Raw genomic sequence first — 20,394 nt, forward strand, 5'->3', positions numbered from 1 at the left:
GGGACGGGCTCGTTGACGATCATATTGTGGGTGACCCTCCGATCTGCGGGGACGGTCGCAGGACGGTGAGGATGTGTGCGGGCCGGTTGCCCGGCTCCAGGCGCACATAGTTGGCCCTGCCCCAGTGATAGGTCTCACCGGTGAGCTCGTCGCGCACCGGCACCGACTCGTGCCATTCCAGGCCGAGTTGCGGCATGTCCAACGAGACCGTGGCCTCCTGGGTGTGGTGGGGGTCCAGGTTCACAACCACCAGAACCGTGTTCGAACCACTCCGCTTCGAGTAGGCGATCACCGCCTCCTGGTCCGTGTGATGGAAGTGGAGGTCGCGCAACTGCCGCAACGCCGGGCTGCGGCGCCGGATGTCGTTCAGCTTGCCCAGCAATGGCGCGATGCTACGTCCTTCCCGCTCGGCCGACGCCCAGTCGCGCGGGCGGAGTTGGTACTTCTCGGAGTTCAGATACTCCTCGCTACCGGGCCGTAGCGGAGTGTTCTCACACAACTCATACCCGCTGTACACCCCCCACGTCGGCGCGAGCGTCGCCGCCAGCACCGCTCGCAGTTCGAAGGCGGGCCGGCCGCCGTGCTGGAGGAACTCGTGCAGGATGTCGGGGGTGTTCACGAAGAAGTTGGGCCGCATGTAGGCGGCCGCCTCGCCCGACAACTCACTCAGGTATTCGGTGAGTTCCTGTTTGGTGTTGCGCCAGGTGAAGTAGGTGTACGACTGCTGGAAGCCGACCTGGGCGAGGGTGGCCATCATCGCGGGGCGGGTGAACGCCTCGGCCAGGAAGATCACGTCCGGGTCGGTGGCGTTGATGTCGGCGATGACCCGCTCCCAGAACACGACCGGCTTGGTGTGCGGGTTGTCGACGCGGAAGATCCGTACCCCGTGGTCCATCCAGTGCCGCAGCACCCGCAGCGTCTCCGCGATCAGGCCGTCCATGTCCCGGTCGAAGGCGATCGGGTAGATGTCCTGGTACTTCTTCGGCGGGTTCTCCGCGTAGGCGATGGTGCCGTCGGGGCGGTGGTGGAACCACTCCGGGTGCTTGTCCACCCACGGGTGGTCCGGCGAGCACTGGAGCGCGAAGTCGAGCGCGATCTCCAGGCCCAGCTCGGCCGCCCGCGCGACGAACGCGTCGAAGTCCTCCAGCGTCCCCAGCCGGGGGTGGATCGCGTCGTGCCCGCCCTCGGGGGAGCCGATGGCCCAGGGCACGCCGACGTCCTCGGGCCCGGCGGAGAGGGTGTTGTTCGGCCCCTTGCGGAAGGTCGTCCCGATGGGATGGATCGGCGGCAGATAGACGACGTCGAAGCCCATCGCAGCGATCCCCGCGAGCCGCTTCGCCGCCGTACGGAAGGTGCCGTGCGGCTCGGCAGCCGTGCCCTCGGAGCGCGGGAAGAACTCGTACCAGGAGCCGTAGAGCGCCCGCTCCCGTTCCACCAGCAGCGCGCGCGGCTCGGAGACCGTGATCAGTTCCCGCAGCGGATACCGGGCGAGGATCTCGTCCACCTCCGGTGTCAGCGCGGCGGCGAGCCGGGCCGCGGCGGGGCGGGTCTCGTCGCGGAGGGCGGTGACGGCGGTGCGGAGGACGGGCCGGAGGCCCCTGCCCTTCGGTACCCCGGCGATGGCGCGTTCGTACAGGCGCGCGCCCTCCTCCAGGACCAGGTCCGTGTCCATTCCGGCCGGGATCTTGATCCCCGCGTGGTGGCGCCAGGTGGAGACCGGATCGCTCCAGGCCTCCACGACGTACGACCAGTGGCCTGGCGCGTCCGGGGTGACGGTGGCGCCCCAGCGGTCGGTGCCCGGGGCGAGCTCCCGCATCGGGGTCCAGGGGCCGGGGCGGCCGTCCGGGTCGTACAGGACGACATTGGCGGCGACCGCGTCGTGGCCCTCGCGGAAGACGGTGGCCGAGACCTCGAACGTCTCACCGGTGACCGCTTTGGCGGCCCGGTGGCCGTGCTGGACGACCGGCCGGACATCGAGGACGGGGATGCGTCCGATGCCGGGGGACGTGCCGACCGCGGAGGGTGGCTCCGGGGCGGGTGGTGCCGTGCCGGCGGGGCGCACGGGGGGCGTGGCCGTGCCGGATGTCGGGGGTGGTGACGAGTGGTGCGTGGCGGGCATGACCGCTCCTGTCCGCGTCAACGTGGGTGTGGGCGGATGGATGTGGGGAGGTGGGTCCTGCGAAGGAGATCCCGTGCTGCGTCTGGGGGTGTACCGGTGGAGCCTTCCCACCCTATTCGGGTTAGCAATCCGGCAGGTTGCTAACTACTTACGCGCAGATCTCCACGAAAGATCCGGCCCCGTCCTGGGCGAACGGGGCCGGAGCCGTCACTCCCGCACTACGACCGCGGTACTTGCAGAAGTTTGTCCGGCGAACCGAGCCCTTCACCGGACACCTTGCCGGAAACCGCCCCCGTGACGAGCGCCTTGGACACCTGTGCGGGTGTGGCGCGCGGGTGAGTGCCGAGATAGACCGCCGCCGCGCCGGCCGCGTGCGGCGACGCCATCGACGTACCGGAGAAGGTCGCCTTCGCCGTGTCGCTCGTGTCCGTCGCGGAGGTGATCGCGACGCCCGGGGCGAACAGGTCGACGGCGGGGCCGAAGTTCGAGAAGGCCGCCCGGGCGTCGGTGCGGTCGGTGGCGCCGACCGTGATCGCCTCCTTCACGTCGGCGGGGGAGTACAGGCCGGCCGGCAGCCCGTCGTTGCCCGCCGCCACCGTGTAGGTGACTCCGGAGGCGATCGAGTTGCGTACGGCGGCGTCGAGCTGGGCGTTGTGGTAGCCGCCGAGGCTGAGATTGGCCACCGCCGGTTTGTGCGCGTGCCGCGTGACCCAGTCGATCCCCGCGATGACCTGCGAGGTCGTACCGGCTCCCGCGTTGTCCAGGACCCGGACGGCGACCACCTTGGCCTTCTTGGCGACGCCGTACGTGCTCCCGGCGATCGTGCCGGCGACATGGGTGCCGTGGCCGTTGCCGTCCTGGGCGGTGGCGTCGTCGTCGACGAAGTCCCAGCCGTAGCCCGCCCGGCCGCCGAAGTCCTTGTGGGTGACGCGGATGCCGGTGTCGATCACGTACACCGTCACGCCGCTGCCCCCGGAGTCCGGCGAGGTGTAGCTCTTGTCGAGCGGCAGGCTCGGCTGGTCGAGGCGGTCCAGGCCCCAGGACGGCGGGTTGCGCTCGGTGCGGCCGGTGCTGTCCAGGGTCACGCGGGTGTCCTGGGCGACCGAGGCGACCCGCGGGTCCGCGGCGAGGAGTCTCGCCTGTCTCTCGTTCGCCTCGACGGCGTAGCCGTTCAGGGCCGTGCCGTAGGTGTGGCTTATTTTCGCCCCGTACTTCTCGGCGAGGCCTTTTCCGGCTGCCGACGGAGCCTCTGTTCCCCCCTTGAGTGTCACCAGGTAACTGCCGCTGACGGTGCCGGGTGCGCCGGCGCCGAGTATGGTCCCCTCCGGTGCGGCGTGCGCGGGCAGGGTGATGGCCGAAAACACCACGGCTGTGGCGACCGCGGTCAGTCCCCCCGCCCGGCGCAGACGCCGCGTACGCGTCCGTGCCATGGTCGAGTTCCCCTCCTTCAACTCTCCACTGGGCAGCCTCTCGTGCGGTGCGAAGCACCACAAGGGCGCATGAGGGGACCTTTTCGGCCCAGGTCGGCATCATCCAGCCCGTGCGGCATTCCAGGACGACGTCCGCACGGTCACCGGTACCGTCTTCAGAGACGACGACGCACATTGCCGTGTGTCATCCAGCGAACGCGCAAGGTGGAGCTGTGAAGGCGATCCGTCGATTCACCGTCCGTCCCGTTCTCCCCGAACCCCTCCGGCCGCTCAGTGATCTGGCGCGCAACCTGCGCTGGTCCTGGCACGCGGAAACCCGCGATCTCTTCCAGTCCGTCGATCCCGAGCGCTGGACCGCCTCGGAGGGCGATCCGGTACGACTGCTCGGCAGCGTCTCGGCCGAGCGGCTCGCGGAGCTGGCCGGGGACAGCCGTTTCCTGCGCCGGCTCACCGAGGTCGCCGGCGATCTCGCCGACTATGTGGGCGGCGACCGCTGGTACCAGGCCCAGTCCGGTGAACTGCCCGCCGCCGTCGCCTACTTCTCACCCGAGTTCGGTGTCACGGCCGCCCTGCCGCAGTACTCCGGCGGCCTCGGCATCCTCGCCGGCGACCATCTCAAGTCGGCCAGCGACCTCGGCGTACCGCTGATCGGCGTCGGACTCCTCTACCGGCACGGCTACTTCCGCCAGTCGCTGTCCCGGGACGGCTGGCAGCAGGAGACCTATCCCGTCCTCGACCCCAACGAACTCCCCGTGGCACTGCTGCGGGAGGACGACGGCTCCCCGGCCCAGGTCTCCATCGCCCTGCCCGGCGGCCGCTCGCTGCGTGCCCGGATCTGGCTCGCCCAGGTCGGCCGGGTGCCGCTGCTGATGCTCGACTCCGACGTCGAGGAGAACGACCTCGGCGCCCGCGGAGTGACCGACGTCCTCTACGGCGGCGGCAGCGAACACCGGCTGCTCCAGGAGATGTTGCTCGGCATAGGGGGTGTGCGGGCCGTACGGACGTACTGTCGCCTCACCGGTCACCCCGAGCCCGAGGTGTTCCACACCAACGAGGGTCACGCGGGCTTCCTCGGCCTGGAGCGGATCGCCGAACTCTGCGACGCCGGGCTGGACTTCGACGCGGGCCTGGAGGCGGTGCGGGCCGGCACGGTCTTCACCACGCACACCCCCGTCCCGGCCGGAATCGACCGCTTCGACCGGGAGTTGGTCGCCACCCACTTCGGGCCCGACGCCGAACTCCCGCGCATGGACGTCGGAAACATCCTGCGGCTGGGCATGGAGACCTACCCGGGCGGCGAACCCAACCTCTTCAACATGGCCGTGATGGGCCTGCGCCTGGGTCAACGCGCCAATGGCGTCTCGCTGTTGCACGGCCAGGTCAGCCGAGAGATGTTCTCCGGCCTGTGGCCGGGCTTCGACCCGGAGGAGGTGCCGATCACCTCCGTCACCAACGGCGTGCACGCGCCGACCTGGGTCGCCCCCGAGGTGTTCCGGCTCGGCGCCCGGCAGATCGGCGCCCAGCGCACCGAGGACGCGATGTCGGTCGGCGGCTCGGACCGCTGGGACGCGGTCGCGGAGATCCCCGACCAGGACATCTGGGAGCTGCGCCGCGATCTGCGCGAGCAGCTGGTCGTGGAGGTACGGGAGCGGCTGCGCGCCTCCTGGCGTCAACGCGGGGCGGGATCGGCCGAGTTGGGCTGGATCGACGGCGTGCTCGACCCCGACGTCCTCACCATCGGCTTCGCGCGCCGCGTCCCGTCGTACAAGCGCCTGACGCTGATGCTGCGCGACCGCGACCGGCTGATGGACCTCCTCCTGCACCCGGACCACCCGATCCAGATCGTGGTGGCCGGCAAGGCGCACCCGGCGGACGACGGCGGCAAGCGGCTCGTGCAGGAACTGGTGAAGTTCGCGGACGACCCGCGCGTCCGCCACCGCATCGTGTTCCTCCCCGACTACGGCATGGCGATGGCGCAGAAGCTGTACCCCGGCTGCGACATCTGGCTCAACAACCCGCTCCGCCCGCTGGAGGCCTGCGGCACGAGCGGAATGAAGGCGGCCCTGAACGGCTGCCTCAACCTCTCGGTCCTGGACGGCTGGTGGGACGAGTGGTTCCAGCCCGACTTCGGCTGGGCCATCCCCACGGCCGACGGCACCGGCACGGACCCCGACCACCGCGACGACGTGGAGGCCGCGGCCCTCTACGACCTCCTGGAGCAGCGCGTCACCCCGCGCTTCTACGAACGCGGCCAGGACGGGCTGCCCGACCGCTGGATCGAAATGGTCCGCCAGACACTCACGTTGCTCGGCCCGAAGGTGCTGGCCGGCCGGATGGTCCGCGAGTACGTGGAGCGGCTGTACGCCCCGGCCGCGCACGCCCACCGCACGATGACCCCGGACGCGGCGCGTGAACTCGCCGCGTGGAAGGGGCGGGTGCGGGGTGCCTGGCACGGGGTGACCGTCGACCACGTCGAGACGTCCGCGGCTACGGCCACGGCGGAACTCGGTACGACGCTGAATCTACGGGTGCGGGTGGGGCTGGGCGGGCTCGGCCCGGACGATGTGGAGGTGCAGGCGGTGTCCGGCCGCGTGGACCCGGAGGACCGGATCGGGGACGGGGTGGCGGTGCCGCTCAAGCCGGTTGGGGGTCCGGATTCGGAGGGGCACTGGTTGTTCGAGGGGCCGCTTTCCCTTGACCGGACCGGGCCCTATGGATACACGGTCCGGATTCTGCCCGCGCATCGACTGCTGGCGTCCAGTGCGGAGTTGGGGCTGGTGGCGGTGCCTTCGGAGGACTCGGTGGAGGGGGCTGGGGTTTTGATGCGGTAGTGCTTTGGCTGCAGGGCCGTAGTGGCTGGTCGCGCAGTTCCCCGCGCCCCTGTGGGGCGCGGGGCCCCTCATACCTCTGAGTACGGCGCGCACATCTGTCGCAGCGTGCTGCCTATCCGCCTCGCGTACGCGTGCTGCAAGCCCCGTGTCGCCGGGCCGCCCAACCGGGCGTACCACTTCGCGCCTCGGCTGAAGGCCGAGACCGTCAGCCAGACCGTGCCGTCGCCCGTGCGGTCGACCACGAAGGCTTCCTCGCCGCACTCGGGGTGGCCGGGGAGGGTGCCGTAGGCCCAGCCCGACCTTCGGTGTTCCTCCACCGTCCAGACGATGCGGCAGGGGGCCTTGATCAGGCCCGCGAGGGTGACCGTGACGTCCACGCCGGGGGCCGCCTTCTCGGCGCTCGCCTCGATGCCGACGCCCAGTTCGCGGTGGAGTTCCCAGGTGAGGACCGCCTCGGACGCCCGGCGGAAGACCTTCTCGCCCTCGCCGATCCGCGTGCGCACATACAGGGGGTGGAAGCCCGGAGGGCAGAAGCCTCGTTCGCGGGTCGCGCCGACGTCGTCGTACGTGAAGGACATGGGACCCAAGAGTAGGGCGGTACCCGGAGATGCCTTCGCTCCGGGTACCGCCCTTACCGCTTGGCTGTCAACTCGGCTGTCGTCAGCTGACGTTGACCGCAGACCAGGCCGCCGCCACCGCGTTGTACTCGGTGGAGCCGGAGCCGTAGAGGGCCGCCGCCGCGCTCAGGGTGCCGGTGCGGGCGCCCGCGTACTTGGTGGTGGACGTGAAGTACGTCGTCAGCGCCTTGTACCAGATCTGCAGCGCCTTGGCGCGGCCGATGCCGGTGACGGTGGAGCCGTTGGACGTGGGCGAGTTGTAGCTCACGCCGTTGATCGTCTTCGCGCCGCTGCCCTCGGACAGCAGGTAGAAGAAGTGGTTCGCGACGCCCGACGAGTAGTGCACGTCGAGGTTGCCGACCGAGGAGGACCAGTAGTTGGCGGAGCCGCCGTCCTTGCTGGGCTGGTCCATGTAGCGCAGCGGGGAGCCGTCGCCGTTGATGTCGATCTTCTCGCCGATGAGGTAGTCACCCACGTCGGACGAGTTGTTGGCGTAGAACTCCACGCCGGTGCCGAAGATGTCCGAGGTCGCCTCGTTCAGGCCACCGGACTCGCCCGAGTAGTTCAGGCCCGCGGTGTTGGCGGTGACGCCGTGGCTCATCTCGTGACCGGCCACGTCCAGCGAGGTCAGCGGGTGGGTGTTGCCCGAGCCGTCGCCGTACGTCATGCAGAAGCAGCTGTCGTCCCAGAACGCGTTCACGTACGAACTGCCGTAGTGCACGCGGGAGTAGGCGCCGACACCGTTGTTCTTGATGCCGCTGCGGCCGAACGTGTCCTTGTAGAAGTCCCACGTCTCCTGGGCGCCGTAGGCGGCGTCCGCGGCGGCGGTCACGTCGGTGGTGGAGCTGGACGCGGCGCCGGTGCCCCACGTGTTGGTGGTGTTGGTGAAGAGGGTGCCGGTGCCGGACGTGCCGTGCTTCAGGTTGTACGTCTTGTGGCTGCCGCGCGAGGCGTCGGTCAGCGAGTACGTCGTGCCCGACAGCGTGGTGGTGAGGCTGACCGTGCCCGAGTACAGGGTCTTGCCGGTGCCCGTGGCGTTCTCGATGCCCTGGTACTCGAAGAGCTTCTTGCCGGTGACGGCGTCGGTGATGACGTGCAGCTGGTTCGGGGTGCCGTCGTCCTGGAGGCCGCCGACGATCGTCTCGTAGGCGAGGACGGGGGTGGCGCCGCCGGCCCAGACGACCTTGCGGGCACCGTCGGCGGCGGTCTTGTCCGAACCGGCGGCCTTGGCGGCGGTCAGCGCCTGCTTCTCGGCCTTGGCGACCGTGATCTTCGGCGTGACGGTGGCGACCTTGATGGCCGCCGAGTGCGCCTTGGTGACACCCTCGGTCTTGCCGGCCGGCGAGGTGTGGACGACCAGGTCGCCACCGAGGACCGGGAGGCCCGCGTAGGTGCGCTCGTAGCGGGTGTGCACCGTGCCGTCGACGTCCTTGACGACGTCCTTGACGACCAGCTTTTCCTTGGTGCCGAGGCCTATCTGCGTGGCCGTCTCGGCCGCGTCGGCCTGCTTCTCCTTGACCAGCGCGGTGCGCGCGGCGTTGGAGAGCAGCTGCGGGGCGGCGGCGAGGGGGGCCGCCTTGCCCGTGGCGGGCTGGGCGGAGGCACCGGTGGTGACACCGGTGGCGAGCAGGGCGCCTGCGGCCACCGCGGTGGCGATGGCCAGGGTGGTGCGCTTGTGACGCGCGTAGAGGGGGGTCACGCAAGCTCCTCTGTGGGGGAGTCCGGACGGCGTGGGGTTACCGACCGGAGCGATGTGAATTGGCTGTGCTGAAGCGGCGTGAGGGAAGACTGGCATCAGGGGCGCGTACATGTCAGGACCCCGAAGTGATGTTGGCTGAAAATCGACTGTCCGGTGAACGTTGCGGCAATGTAAACGTCCACAACAGGGCGCCGCCCCGGAGTTGAAACCCCGGGACGGCGCCTTGTTTGTGCGGCCTGAAGTGGACGGCTGGTTTTTACGGGAACGTAAGCTTCCAGCTGTTGATGTAGCCGGTGTCCTGTGCCGCTACGTCCTGGACCTTCAACTTCCAGACGCCGTTGGCGACTTCGGAGGACGCGTTGACCGTGTAGGTGGCCTGCACGTTGTCCGCCGAGTCGGACGAGCTGGAGTTCTTCAGCCGGTACGTCGACCCGTCCGGGGCCACCAGGTCGATCACCAGGTCACCGCGCCAGGTGTGCACGATGTCGACCGTGACCGCGAGGTTCGACGGGGCGTTGCCGGTCCGCCCGGACACCGTGACGGACGACGTGACGGCCGCCCCGTTGTCCGGAATCGATACGTCGGCCGTGTTCTCGAACGACGTACCGCCACCGCCGCCGCCACCGGAGCGCGCGCCCACCGCCACGGCCGCCCACGCGTCCTGCACCGCCTTGTACTCGGCGCCCGTCGTGCCGTACAGCTCACCGGCCGCCGCGAGCGTCCCGGTGCGGGCCGCCGCGTAGTTGGTGGTGGACGTGAACTTCGTGGTGAGCGCGCGGTACCAGATCTGCAGCGCCTTGTCCCGGCCGATGCCGGTGACCGGAAGCCCGTCCGAGGTGGGCGAGTTGTAGCTGACGCCGTTGATGACCTTGGCGCCGCTGCCCTCGCTCAGCAGGTAGAAGAAGTGGTTGGCGACGCCCGACGAGTAGTGCACGTCGAGGTTGCCGACCCCCGAGTACCAACTGTCCGCGCTGCCGCCGTCCTTGCTCGGCTTGTCCATGTAACGCAGCGGCGTGCCGTCGCCGTTGATGTCGATCTTCTCGCCGATGAGGTAGTCGCCGACATCGCTGCTGTTGTTGGCGTAGAACTCGACGCCCGGTGCCGAAGATGTCGGAGGTCGCCTCGTTCAACCCGCCCGACTCACCGGTGTAGTTGAGCCCGGCCGTGTTCGACGTGACGCCGTGGCTCATCTCGTGCCCTGCCACGTCCAGCGCCGTCAGCGGGTCCGCGTTGCCGGAGCCGTCGCCGTAGGTCATGCAGAAGCAGCTGTCGTCCCAGAACGCGTTGACGTACGAATTCCCGTAGTGGACACGGGAGTAGGCGCCGACACCGTTGTTCTTGATGCCGCTGCGGCCGAACGTGTTCTTGTAGAAGTCCCAGGTCTCCGCGGCGCCGTAGTGCGCGTCGGCGCCGGCCGTCGCCGCGTTCGACGTGGTGCCGTTGCCCCAGGTGTTGCTGGTCTGCGAGAACAGCGTGCCGGTGCCCGAGGTGCCGTGGTTGAGGTTGTACGTCTTGTGGCCGCCGCGGTCGCCGTCGGTGAGGTTGTAGTTGGAGCCCGACTGGGTCGTCGTCAGCGAGACCGTGCCGCTGTACTGGGTGTTGCCGGTACCGGTGGCGTTCTCGATGCCCTGGTACTCGTACAGCTTCTTGCCGGTGGCCGCATCCGTGATGACGTGCAGCTGGTTCGGGGTGCCGTCGTCCTGGAGGCCGCCGACGACCGTCTCGTAGGCGAGGACCGGCTTGCCGCTCGCCGCCCAGATCACCTTGCGGGCCGAGTCCGCGGCCGACTTGGTGGAGCCGAGGGCCTTGGCGCGGGAGACGGCCTGCTTCTCGGCGGTCGCGGTGGCGACGCTCGGGGTGAGGTCGGCGACCGCGATCGTGGCGTTGGTCGCCTTGATGACCCGTTCGGTGGCGCCCGACTTGGCGGTGTCGACCACCAAGTCGCCGCCGAGGACGGGGAGTCCGGCGTAGGTGCGCTCGTAGCGGGTGTGGACCGTGCCGTCGGCGTCCTTGATGACGTCACGGGCGATGAGCGTCTCCTTGGCGCCCAGGCCGATGTCCTTGGCGGTCGCGGTCCGCGCCGACTGGGCGTCGCGGAGCAGCTCGGCGCGCTGCGAGGCGGAGAGCGAGAGGGCCATGTGCGCCGGATTCCCCTTGGCTGCAAGGGGTTTGGCCGGTGCGGCGGAGGAGGTAGCGCCCGCCTGGACGGCCGCGGCGAGCAGAGCGGTGACGCCGGCGACGGCGACTATGTGGGAGGTGCGTCTGCGCGAGGAATTGCTTCTCAACACTGACTCCTTCAGGACGGTCGCGGATCGCGCGACCAGGGGAGATCACAGGGATCACAGGAGTGAAGCTGTGGGGTTGCTGTGAAGCGCCAGTGGGAAGAGTGGCACCAGCTCGCGCTTTCTGTCAGGAGCGCGTCAGGAACTTGGCCGGAATTCGTTCGTTGTCCGGGTGTTCATGTCCGCTATACGGAGCGCCACTTGGCGAATCTTTGACCGTGAACAGAAATTTTCCCGGCCGACATGCCCCCGGAACCAACCCGAAAAAGATCCGGCACGATCCTGCCGTGCAACCGGCGGTCCTGCCGGACCGCCGCTCCCACGAGGGGAGTTGACGGTTGCAGTGATTCCTTATCCCAACTGGCTGGACGCGGGCGACAACGCCTGGCAGCTCGTCGCGGCGACACTCGTCGGACTGATGAGCATCCCCGGCATCGCGATCCTCTACGGCGGCCTGGTCCAGCGCAAGTGGGTCGTGAACACCATGTTCATGGCCTTCACCGGCTTCTCGCTGGTCCTGGTCGGCTGGGTCCTCTGGGAGTTCAAGATGGGGTTCGGCGAACCCCTGAACTCCAGTTGGCCCGGCATCCTCGGCGCGTTCGTCGGCCGGCCCGGCACCATCGTCGGTTCGGCGAGCGAACAGCAACAGGCGTGGATACCGCTCGTCAACGGCAACGACCTGATGCCGAGCTTCCACTTCCCGCAGTCCACGCTCGCCTACTTCCACTTCGCGTTCGCGGCGATCACCCCGCTGCTCTTCATGGGCAGCGTGATCGGCCGGATGAACATCCGCGCGTGGCTGCTCTTCGTCCCGATCTGGTCGACCCTCGTCTACACGGTCAACGCCTTCCTGCTGTGGGGCGGCGGCTGGTGGGCGGCCAAGGGCGCGCTCGACTACTCCGGCGGCTACGTCATCCACCTCGCCGCCGGCACCTCGGGCTTCGTGGCCGCGGCCGTGATCGGCCCCCGTCTCGCCCGCGACCGCGCCCACGGCGTGCCCAACAACCTCCCCATGGTGGCCGTCGGCGCGGGCATCCTCTGGCTCGGCTGGAACGGCTTCAACGGCGGCGACATGTACTTCGGCGGCCACAACGCGGCGGTCGCGGTCCTCAACACCAACCTCTGTACGGCGGTTGCCCTGCTGGTCTGGGTGTTCTGGGACATGTTCGTCGGCCCGCAGCGCAAGCCGACGTTCCTCGGCGGCATCAACGGCATGATCGTCGGCCTGGTGGCGATCACCCCGGCGGCCGGCTTCGTCAGCGGGATCGGCGCGATCTACATCGGCATCATCGCCTCGTCGATCGTCTGGCTGGCCTGGAACTACCTCTCCAAGGTCCCGCCGTTCAACAAGGTCGACGACGCGCTCGGCGTCGTCTACACCCACGGCATCGCGGGCCTCGCCGGCGGCATGCTCGTCGGCATCTTCGCCGACCCGGCGGTGGCCGTGTACCTCAACAAGGACGGCTCCACGGCGTTCTCCACGAGTGGCTGGCTCTACGGCAACCTCGACCAGCTCTGGAAACAGGCGGGTTCGGCCGGGACGATCATCCTCTACGACGCCGTGATGACCTTCCTCATCCTCAAGGGCATCGGCCTGTTCGTGAAACTCCGGGCGCCCGACGAGGTGTTGGAGAGCGGCGACCTCGCGGTCCACGACGAGGAGGCGTACCCGACGGAGTCGGCGGTGACGTCGGCGCCGGAACCGGTGGCGGTGGCGGTGGCGTCGGCACCGGCTCCGGCTCCGGCTGCGGAGAAGGCCAAGGAATCGGACTCCAGCTGAAATGACCGGAGTTGAGGACCGGTGAAACTCGTTACTGCGGTCCTCCCTCCCCACCGTGTCCCGGACGTCATGAAGGCCCTTCAGGCGTTCGGGGTGCGGGGAGTGACCGTGACCGAGGTGCGGGCGTACGAGCCGCGGCCGAGCCGGGTCGAGGTCTACCGGGGCAGCGAGTTCAGGGTCAACCTCTTCCCGCAGCTCCGGCTCGACATCCTCACCCTCGACTTCGACGCGACCGACCTCATCCGCGTCATCCGCGCCGCGGGCGCCCGCGGCACGGGCGGCGGCACGGTGTGGGTGACTCCGGTGGAGGAGGTGGTGAGGATCAGGACGCGGGAGCGGGGGCCGGACGCGGTGTGAGCCGTGAACTGTCGGGCGGGGTCTGTGCCGCGTCCGCCAAGTTGAGGCAAACCATCACGCGCGAGGTCCTACTCCGGCGGCACCTCGTCAAGGGCCGTGCCCTTCTTGCGGTGCGACTCCGGCAAGCGCACCACCTTCAGGCCCAGTTGGTGAGCGCGCAGCCGCATGCCGACGTCATCGGTAAGCACCCGGGCTCCCGTGGCCGGGTGGAGGTTGTCCAGGTCGGCGGCGCAGCGCAGGATCGACAAGTCCGCGTCCCCGCCACGATCGTCGGTGTCGACCCATACCTCCAGCGTGGTGCCGTCACGCAGGCGTACGGGCTCCCCAGGCTGCCTGTTCCCGAGTGCGCGCTCCAGGTAGCGGATGGCCGTGGCGGCCTTCCGCGCGAGGTCCCCCAGGCCGTATTTCTGCTTGTCCAGTTCATCGATCACCCGCAGCGGTACGACAAGCCGCGTGTCGGGGACCCTCTCGCCCTGAGCCTTGAAGACTTTGCGCCACAGGATGTCGCCGGGCTGCTGCCAGTGGTTGAGCATGTTGGTGTCATAGACGACGGGCAGCCCCTCCCGGGCCACGAGTTTCTTCAGCTCCTCCATCTCGGCACGTGCCTGCTCCAGGGCCCTTATCTGGTTCTCGATCTCCGTCGAGAGCGCATGGTTCCGCACTCGCTGGGCTCGTTGCCTGCTCCGCGCCACATCGGGATCTTCGGTGTAGACGAGATCGGGACGCTCGTCTCCGATGGCAAGCAGGTTCCAATAAGCCGTGGAGTGCAGACCGGCAGCGAGGTCTGGAGCGGCGAAAGCCTGACTCAAGGATGGGTAAGTGTCATGGACCGCGTCGGTGTAAGCACGGTAGTAGTCCTGCGCGCCTTGCGCGTTCCCCCACGTCGTCTCCGCACGGCGAAGTACATCGTCGGCGTGCTCCAGAGTGATCCCTGGCTTGAGTCTCATGCGGAGATCTTGGCACCCGTCCAGCCACGAGAGGAGCGAAGAATCGTCGCGGCCGATCAGATCGGCTGGCGGTGTGAGGGCCGAACTGCCGCCGTACTGGGGCGTCCTGGCCACGAGGAGACGCGTTCGAGCCCTCGGGCGATCAAGTCTTCCGCGCACCCGCACCGCTACGGCCCGCAGACTGTCGCACAGTGCTTCGGCCGGGTGATCAGGTGATGTTGAGTGCCTGGCGCGCCGCACTGATGATCCGGTGGGCGTCGGCCCCGTACGCGGCGCTCTCGCGGAGCGTGTTCCAGGTGCGCAGGTAGGTACTCACGCTGGCGTCGTCCTCGATCCACAGCTCGGAGTGCCACGTCTCGACGATCACGCGTTCGTCGTCGTAGATCCAGAAGGCAGTGGCGGGCGGGATCTTCAGGGAGGCACGGAAAGGGATGATCCCGAGTTCGACCGTGTCCAGGCCGACGGCGCCGGAGAGACGGTCGAGCTGCGCGGCGAGCACCGACGGCGGGCAGACGAGCGCCCGCAATGCGGCCTCCCACAGGATCAGGTGGAAGCGTTTCACGGGGTCGTAGAGCGCCTGTTGGCGCTGCATGCGGGACCGCACGGCCTCTTCCGTGTCCCGGGGGGACTGCTGGAGGTCGGCGTATCGCGTGAAGATCGACCGCGCGTAGTCCGGTGTCTGGAGAATCCCGAAGATCATGGAGGACTCCCAGCCCCGGAACACGGAGGCGTCGGTGTGCGCGCTCAGGTGTGTGTCCTGCACGGCCTTGTGCCCCGAAGCGAGCTGCCGTCGCCATGAGCGGATGTGGGACTCGAACCCCCGTAGCCGGGCCAGGAGTTCGTCATAGGCGTCCGGCCGGCCGGTCGCATCGGCCCAAGCCCGGAGATCCTCGGGCGCGGCGGTCTGTTTGCCGTTCTCCAGTTTGCTGACCCGGGGCTGGGGCCAGCCGAGCCGCCGGGCGAGTTCTGTACCGGTGAGACGGCCGTCCGGGGCAGACATGCGCAGCTCGCGCAGGCGTATCCCGAGCGCTTCACGCGCCTGCTGGTAGTCCGTGGTCACCGGTACCGATCTCCCGTCTACTCGCCGGCGGCGAGTCGTGCCGCGAACTCCTCGTACGGCACGGCGTAGTGCGTCGCCGCGTCGCGCGCCTGGACGTACCGGTTGACCTCGACCGGCTCCGTGATCAGCTCCACGCTCACGAAGTCGTCGGCGTCGTCGAAATTGAGCAGCGCCACCAGCCGCGAATCGAAGATCCAGAAGTCCTCTTGGGGGAGCTGGAGCCGATCGGCCTCCGCACGCGAGAGGTTGCGGATGTCCTCGCCGACGGCGCTGTTCCGCCGGGCGTTGTCGAGCAGGTAGAGCTGCCCCGGGGTGGGCGGGCTGTCGACGATGCGCACCCGCTCGAACCGCTTGCCGAGCGCGGTCTGTGCGCGCCGCTCTACGCACCATTCCGCGTCCTTGCCGGACCAGTCCACGGGCTCGCCCCGGGTGAATTGTGCGTAGGTGTCGGTGATCTCGTCCGAGGCGTACCGACGGCGCGTCTCCAGCCGCCAGGCGGTGTGCTCGAACTGCGTGAACAGCCGGTCGAACTCGTCCAGGCCGATGATGTCCGGCACGCGTGTGACCTCCTTGGGGCCGAAGTCGACGAGCAGTTCACGCGGGACCACGATCGGTACCTCGCCCTGTCCGAGGTGGCGGAGACGCGCGATGTCGTCGGGGTCGGTCAACGCCGGTCCGTGAATGATCACTTCACCGGTGTCCAGGTCTTCGTGGACGGCCGGGCAGCCGTTCACGCCGCTCCCAGTGCCGTTGAAGCGCAGGCGACGAGCCATGATCAGTTCCTTTCGCCGGGTTTTCGATCATCTTGTCGCCGGGGCATCCCGCTCCGCCATGGCCTCCCTGTCACCTCGTACGAATTCTCAGGCATAAGACTCATCCCCTTGAGAATATCTGCGCATACCTGCTCGCCGGCTCAACCGCCCAGCCGTGACGATGAGTTCATGACCACAGCACAGAAATCAGGCACAGCCGAAGCCACCGTCGAGGCAGTCGAAGTGCTGCGCGGAGCGCTGACGTTGGCGGGGATCGTCCTGCCGTCCCTGGGAGCCGACGCGGCCTCACCTGACCTGAATCTGATCAATCTGGGGCGGGTGCGCGCGGACGTCGCGCTGCGGCTCGCGGACGTCCTCCGGCGGGGGTGCGCATGAGTGAGTTCACGCCGGAGGTCGGCGATCTCGTGTTCGACGTGGCGACCTGTCGGGTCGGCCGGGTGATGGGTCATGAGGGTCCGTACTGGCAGCTCCGGCCGACCGGCGGCGGGCGCGAATGGGACACCTCCGGCCCGCTGCGACCTCCCACGGACACCGAGCGCCTGTCAGCGGGCGTGGCCCTGGCCAACGCGCGCAGTCGGGGCGAGCTGTGAGCGCGCCAACGGCATCGACCGACGATGTTGAACTGTCCCCTGAGTGCATCGTCGGCAAGCAGCGCGGCTACGGCGACCTCCACGGCGAGTGCCGCCAGACCAAGGACATCCCACTCCCGTACGGCGGCGGCCTGCTGCTTCAGCGGCGGTGCGGATGCGTCTGCCACCGCTACCGGAAGGCGGGCGCGTCATGGCCAAGAGCGTGCGCGCGTGCCGCGCCTGCGACGAGGTGATCGAGGACCCGGACAATGGCGTGATCGTCCTGCACGAGCAGTCCAACTCGGTTCCGGGGTGGGATGCGTGGGCGCACCGCGATCATGCCGACGACGTAGACGTGATCGCTCCCGAACTGCCTCACGTCAGTCACCCGACGCCCGCCCGTTCCCGTGCCACGAATGCCACAGCGCCGCGTACGCGCCCCCCGCCGTCACCAGCTCCTCGTGCGGCCCGAGTTCGGTCAGCAGGCCGTTCTCCATCACCGCGACCCGGTCCGCGTCGTGGGCGGTGTGGAGGCGGTGGGCGATGGCGATGACGGTACGGCCCTCCAGTACGGCGGCCAGGGCGCGTTCGGTGTGGCGGGCGGTGGCCGGGTCGAGGAGGGCCGTCGCCTCGTCCAGGATCAGTGTGTGCGGGTCGGCCAACACCACGCGGGCCAGGGCGAGTTGCTGGGCCTGGGAGCCGTCCGTGGCCCGACCGTCCGCGCCCAGCGGGGTGTTGAGACCGTCGGGCAGTTCGCGTACCCACTCCTCCGCGCCGACCGCCGAAAGCGCCGCCCACAACTCCTCGTCCGTGGCGGCCGGTTCGGCGATCAGCAGGTTCTCGCGAACCGAGCCCAGGAACACGTGGTGCTCCTGGGTGACCAGCACGACCTGGCGGCGCAGCGTCTCCGGCGAGAGTCCGGAGACCGGCACCCCGCCCACGGTCACCGTGCCCTCGGTCGGCGCGTCGACGCCCGCCAGCAGCCGGCTCAGCGTGGTCTTGCCGGCGCCCGACGGGCCGACGACCGCGAGCCGTTCGCCCGGCCGCACCGACAGGTCCACGCCGTGCAGCACCTCGCCGCCGCGCTCGTAGGCGTACCGCACCCCGGTCACATCGATCCGGTCGTCCGCCGGAGCCGGCGCGTCCCCGTCACCCTCCGCGCGCGGCGCCCGGGCCAGCCCCTCCACCCGGGCGAACGAGGCACCGCTGCTCTGCAGTTGCTCGACCCGCATCAGGATCTGGTCCAGGGGCTCGGCGAACTGCCGCAGATACAGCGCGGCCGCCACCACCGCACCCAGGCCCACCTCCCCGCGCCCGTGCAGCCACCCGCCCACCAGCAGCACCCCTGCCACCGGGACGGTGTACGTCATCTCGACCGCGGGGAAGAACACGGTCCGCAGGTACAGCGTGTACAGCCTGCTCCGCATGGCCGTACGCAGCGTGTCGCGGCTCGCGGCGACCCGTCGCTCCTGGAGCCGGAACGCCTCCACCGTACGGGCTCCCGACGCGGTCGCCGTGAGGATCTCGGCGACCTCCGAATTGGCCGCGCCCTCCGCGAGATAGCCGTCCCGGGCCCGGCGCAGATACCAGCGCAGCGCCAACCCGACCGGCGTCAGACCCAGCACTCCGAACAGACCGAGCAGCGGGTCGAGCGCGAACACCGCGCCCATCACGAACAGCGCCTGCACGGAGCAGACCAGCAGTTCGGGCGCGACGTCCCGCAGGGTTGTGCCCACGGTCGCCACGTCGGACGTGCCGCGCGCCGTCAGATCGCCCGTCCCGGCCCGCTCCACCACCGACGCGGGCAGCGCCAGCGCCCGGTCGACGAAGCCCTCCCGGACCCGGGCCAGCGTGCGCTCCCCGAACCGGTACCCCACGTACCGCGCCCAGCGCGCCAGCAGCAACTGGGCCAGCGAGCACACCACGATGACCAGGGCCAGCCGGTCCACGACCCCCACCCCGGCCCCGGCCCGCACCTCGTCCACGATCCGCCCGAGCAGCCACGGCCCGGCCAGCCCGGCCGCGGCGGCCAGCGCGTTCACCACCAGCACGACGGCGAACGCCCGCCGGTCCACCCGGATCAGCCGGACCGCGGCCCGCCGCACCTCGGCCCGCTCGGCGACGGGGAGTTGACCCTTGTCCGCCGTCACCGTACGACCTCCTCCGTGTCCGCGTCCGCACCCGCGTCCCGGGCCACCAACGCGCGGTAACCGGGCTCGTTCGCCAGCAGCTCGCGATGGTCGCCGCCGGCCGCGACCTTGCCGTCGACCAGGTAGAGCACGGTGTCCGCCTGGTCCAGGACCAGCGGGGACGTCGTGGTCACCACCGTCGTACGGCCCGAGCGCGCCTCGCGCAGCCGCCGGGCGACCGCCGCCTCCGTGTGCGCGTCCAGGGCCGAGGTCGGCTCCACCGCGAGCAGCACCTCGGGCTCGGCGAGCAACGCCCGTACCAGCCGCACCCGTTGGCGCTGCCCGCCGGAGAGACTGCGGCCCTGCGCGGCCACGAGCGAGTCAAGACCCTCCGGCAGCCCCTGCACGATGTCGTCGGCGGCACCCGCGAACACGGCCGCCGCGACCGCCTCCGCCGACCGCTCCCGCCGCCCGGACACCACCTCCCGCAGCGGTCCGGCGAACAGGTCGGCCTCGTTGTCCGCGACCAGGATCCGGGACCGGACCTGGTCCAGCGGAATCGTGTCGAGCGCGACCCCGCCCCAGGTGACCCGGGACGGCCCGTACCGGCCGAGCCGGTCGACCACGGCCAGCGTCTCCCCGGGCCGCGCCCCGACCAGCGCGGTCAGCCGCCCCGGCAGCACCCGCACACCGGAGTCGGGATCGTGCAGGGCGGCCGGTTCGGCGGGCGCGGCCGACGTGCCCGTGTCCGCCTCGGGCTGGAGCGCCAGCAGCCGTACGACCCGGCGCGCGGCCACCACGCCCCGGCTCAGCTCGTAGACCATCTGCACGAAGAAGGCCACCGGGCCCACCAGGACCGCGACATAGCCGTACACGGCGACCAACTCGCCCACGCTGAGCTGCCCTTGGGCCGCCAGCCGGGCCGCGAGCCAGGTCACCACGGCGAGGAACAGGGTCGGCAGCCCGACCCCGATCGCCTGCACCCAGCTGGCCACCGCGCCCACCCGGTAGCCCTGCCGCCGCAGCCGCTGCGAGTCACGCCGGAACGCGTCCGCGAACAGCCCTTTGCCACCAAGCCCGTTGAGAACACGCAGGCCGCCCGAGAGATCGGCGATACGCGCGGTCAGCACGCTCTGCCGCTCCCGGTACTCCGTCTCCACGCCCTGCAGCCGCCGGGTGAGCGGCCCCGCGAGCAGCGCGATCACCGGCACACCCAGCAGCACCACGGCGGCCAGCGGCGCCGAGATCGACAGCAGCACCCCGGCCACCACGCCGTAGACGACCAGGGCACCGAAGCCGGGGCCGACGACGGTCAGGGACTGGGCGATCGTCCACACGTCGCCGACGCCGATCGTGATGACCTCGCCCGCCCGCGCCCGGCGCGACAGCACGGCGCCCAGCCGGACCGCCTGGCCCACGATCAGCTTCACCGTGCGGAAGTTGGCGTCCATGCGCACGCGGGTCATGGTGCGGTGCCGCATGATGCTCAGCCACGAGTTGACCGCCCCGACCACGAACAGCGCCCCGGTCCACCAGGCCAGCGTGCCCAGATGCCCCGGCACCAGACCGTCGTCGACGGCCCGCGCCATCAGATACGGCGCCGCCGCCATCAGCACCATCCAGACACTCGACAACAGCGCCCCGGACACCGCCCGCCACCGCTGCCGCATCACCAGCCACCACAGGAAATGCCAGCCGCCCCGACAGTCGGGTGTCCCCGGATCCTCGTACGCGTCGATCATGTGCCTCCTTGCCCAGGCCGCCGAACGCGGGCAGCCGTGAGCGATCCCGGTGTGGTTGG

At 69.8% G+C, this 20,394-nt stretch carries 14 protein-coding genes and 1 pseudogene; 5 read left to right on the forward strand and 10 right to left on the reverse strand.

What is annotated here, in order from left to right; all coding sequences use genetic code 11:
* Positions 1–19 precede the first annotated feature (19 nt).
* Entirely contained in the window at positions 20–2,119 is a 2,100-nt protein-coding gene (locus SSP08S_RS46155; protein WP_019074450.1) for an alpha-1,4-glucan--maltose-1-phosphate maltosyltransferase, read from the reverse strand.
* Between the two features lie 218 nt (positions 2,120–2,337).
* Positions 2,338–3,549 carry a S8 family peptidase gene (locus SSP08S_RS46160; protein WP_019074451.1) on the reverse strand — a complete coding sequence of 404 codons (1,212 nt, stop codon included), beginning with the start codon at positions 3,547–3,549 and terminating at the stop codon, positions 2,338–2,340.
* A gap of 212 nt (positions 3,550–3,761) precedes the next feature.
* On the opposite strand from SSP08S_RS46160, the gene SSP08S_RS46165 reads away from it, so the two are divergent.
* Positions 3,762–6,380 (forward strand): glycosyltransferase family 1 protein, encoded by a 2,619-nt coding sequence (locus SSP08S_RS46165; protein ID WP_019074452.1) that lies wholly within the window; start codon positions 3,762–3,764, stop codon positions 6,378–6,380.
* A gap of 68 nt (positions 6,381–6,448) precedes the next feature.
* On the opposite strand, the gene SSP08S_RS46170 is transcribed toward SSP08S_RS46165, so the two are convergent.
* The 3 genes and pseudogenes from SSP08S_RS46170 to SSP08S_RS57330 form a co-directional block, all read right to left on the reverse strand.
* Positions 6,449–6,958, reverse strand: a complete 510-nt coding sequence (locus tag SSP08S_RS46170) for a DUF1990 domain-containing protein (RefSeq protein WP_019074453.1) — start codon at positions 6,956–6,958, stop codon at positions 6,449–6,451.
* 82 nt (positions 6,959–7,040) lie between these two features.
* Positions 7,041–8,696 carry a M4 family metallopeptidase gene (locus SSP08S_RS46175; protein ID WP_019074454.1) on the reverse strand — a complete coding sequence of 552 codons (1,656 nt, stop codon included), beginning with the start codon at positions 8,694–8,696 and terminating at the stop codon, positions 7,041–7,043.
* Positions 8,697–8,952: 256 nt separating this feature from the next.
* Positions 8,953–10,981, reverse strand: a pseudogene (locus tag SSP08S_RS57330) (M4 family metallopeptidase).
* Positions 10,982–11,321: 340 nt separating this feature from the next.
* On the opposite strand from SSP08S_RS57330, the gene SSP08S_RS57335 reads away from it, so the two are divergent.
* Together SSP08S_RS57335 and SSP08S_RS46190 are read left to right on the forward strand one after the other, a co-directional pair.
* A complete protein-coding gene (locus SSP08S_RS57335; protein WP_019074457.1) occupies positions 11,322–12,758 on the forward strand; it encodes an ammonium transporter in 1,437 nt (478 codons plus the stop codon).
* A 21-nt stretch (positions 12,759–12,779) separates the two neighbouring features.
* Positions 12,780–13,115, forward strand: a complete 336-nt coding sequence (locus tag SSP08S_RS46190; RefSeq protein ID WP_019074458.1) for a P-II family nitrogen regulator — start codon at positions 12,780–12,782, stop codon at positions 13,113–13,115.
* 68 nt (positions 13,116–13,183) lie between these two features.
* On the opposite strand, the gene SSP08S_RS60190 is transcribed toward SSP08S_RS46190, so the two are convergent.
* The 3 genes from SSP08S_RS60190 to SSP08S_RS46205 form a co-directional block, all read right to left on the reverse strand.
* Entirely contained in the window at positions 13,184–14,062 is an 879-nt protein-coding gene (locus SSP08S_RS60190) for a PIN domain-containing protein (RefSeq protein WP_158697306.1), read from the reverse strand.
* A 208-nt stretch (positions 14,063–14,270) separates the two neighbouring features.
* Positions 14,271–15,122 (reverse strand): helix-turn-helix domain-containing protein, encoded by an 852-nt coding sequence (locus tag SSP08S_RS46200; RefSeq protein WP_019074460.1) that lies wholly within the window; start codon positions 15,120–15,122, stop codon positions 14,271–14,273.
* Between the two features lie 17 nt (positions 15,123–15,139).
* Positions 15,140–15,895: a DUF6879 family protein gene (locus SSP08S_RS46205; protein WP_019074461.1), complete on the reverse strand. Its 756-nt coding sequence runs from the start codon at positions 15,893–15,895 to the stop codon at positions 15,140–15,142.
* A 168-nt stretch (positions 15,896–16,063) separates the two neighbouring features.
* Here SSP08S_RS46205 and SSP08S_RS46210 point away from each other — a divergent pair, with 168 nt between their 5' ends.
* Together SSP08S_RS46210 and SSP08S_RS46215 are read left to right on the forward strand one after the other, a co-directional pair.
* Complete coding sequence (locus SSP08S_RS46210; protein WP_019074462.1) at positions 16,064–16,270, forward strand: hypothetical protein; 207 nt, start codon at positions 16,064–16,066, stop codon at positions 16,268–16,270.
* Positions 16,267–16,485, forward strand: coding sequence for a hypothetical protein (locus SSP08S_RS46215; RefSeq protein ID WP_019074463.1), 219 nt, complete (start codon positions 16,267–16,269; stop codon positions 16,483–16,485). The genes SSP08S_RS46210 and SSP08S_RS46215 overlap by 4 nt, the downstream gene beginning before the upstream one ends.
* Positions 16,486–16,844: 359 nt before the next feature.
* Here the strand turns inward: SSP08S_RS46215 and SSP08S_RS46225 are convergent, their stop codons facing one another.
* The gene (locus SSP08S_RS46225; RefSeq protein WP_019074465.1) at positions 16,845–18,614 is read right to left on the reverse strand and encodes an ABC transporter ATP-binding protein; all 1,770 of its coding nucleotides are present in this window, start codon (positions 18,612–18,614) and stop codon (positions 16,845–16,847) included.
* Positions 18,611–20,335 carry an ABC transporter ATP-binding protein gene (locus SSP08S_RS46230; protein WP_019074466.1) on the reverse strand — a complete coding sequence of 575 codons (1,725 nt, stop codon included), beginning with the start codon at positions 20,333–20,335 and terminating at the stop codon, positions 18,611–18,613. Before SSP08S_RS46230 ends, SSP08S_RS46225 begins: the two co-directional genes overlap by 4 nt.
* Positions 20,336–20,394 lie beyond the last annotated feature (59 nt).

It is taken from the genome of Streptomyces hokutonensis, from assembly GCF_000376565.1.
GTDB classification, from domain to species: domain Bacteria; phylum Actinomycetota; class Actinomycetes; order Streptomycetales; family Streptomycetaceae; genus Streptomyces; species Streptomyces hokutonensis.

Coding starts and splice junctions, on each gene's coding strand:
- SSP08S_RS46155 (WP_019074450.1), bottom strand. CDS start 2,119: ATGCCCGCCACGCACCACTCGTCACCACCCCCGACATCCGGCACGGCC.
- SSP08S_RS46160 (WP_019074451.1), bottom strand. CDS start 3,549: ATGGCACGGACGCGTACGCGGCGTCTGCGCCGGGCGGGGGGACTGACC.
- SSP08S_RS46170 (WP_019074453.1), bottom strand. CDS start 6,958: ATGTCCTTCACGTACGACGACGTCGGCGCGACCCGCGAACGAGGCTTC.
- SSP08S_RS60190 (WP_158697306.1), bottom strand. CDS start 14,062: ATGAGACTCAAGCCAGGGATCACTCTGGAGCACGCCGACGATGTACTT.
- SSP08S_RS46205 (WP_019074461.1), bottom strand. CDS start 15,895: ATGGCTCGTCGCCTGCGCTTCAACGGCACTGGGAGCGGCGTGAACGGC.
- SSP08S_RS46210 (WP_019074462.1), top strand. CDS start 16,064: ATGACCACAGCACAGAAATCAGGCACAGCCGAAGCCACCGTCGAGGCA.
- SSP08S_RS46215 (WP_019074463.1), top strand. CDS start 16,267: ATGAGTGAGTTCACGCCGGAGGTCGGCGATCTCGTGTTCGACGTGGCG.
- SSP08S_RS46230 (WP_019074466.1), bottom strand. CDS start 20,335: ATGATCGACGCGTACGAGGATCCGGGGACACCCGACTGTCGGGGCGGC.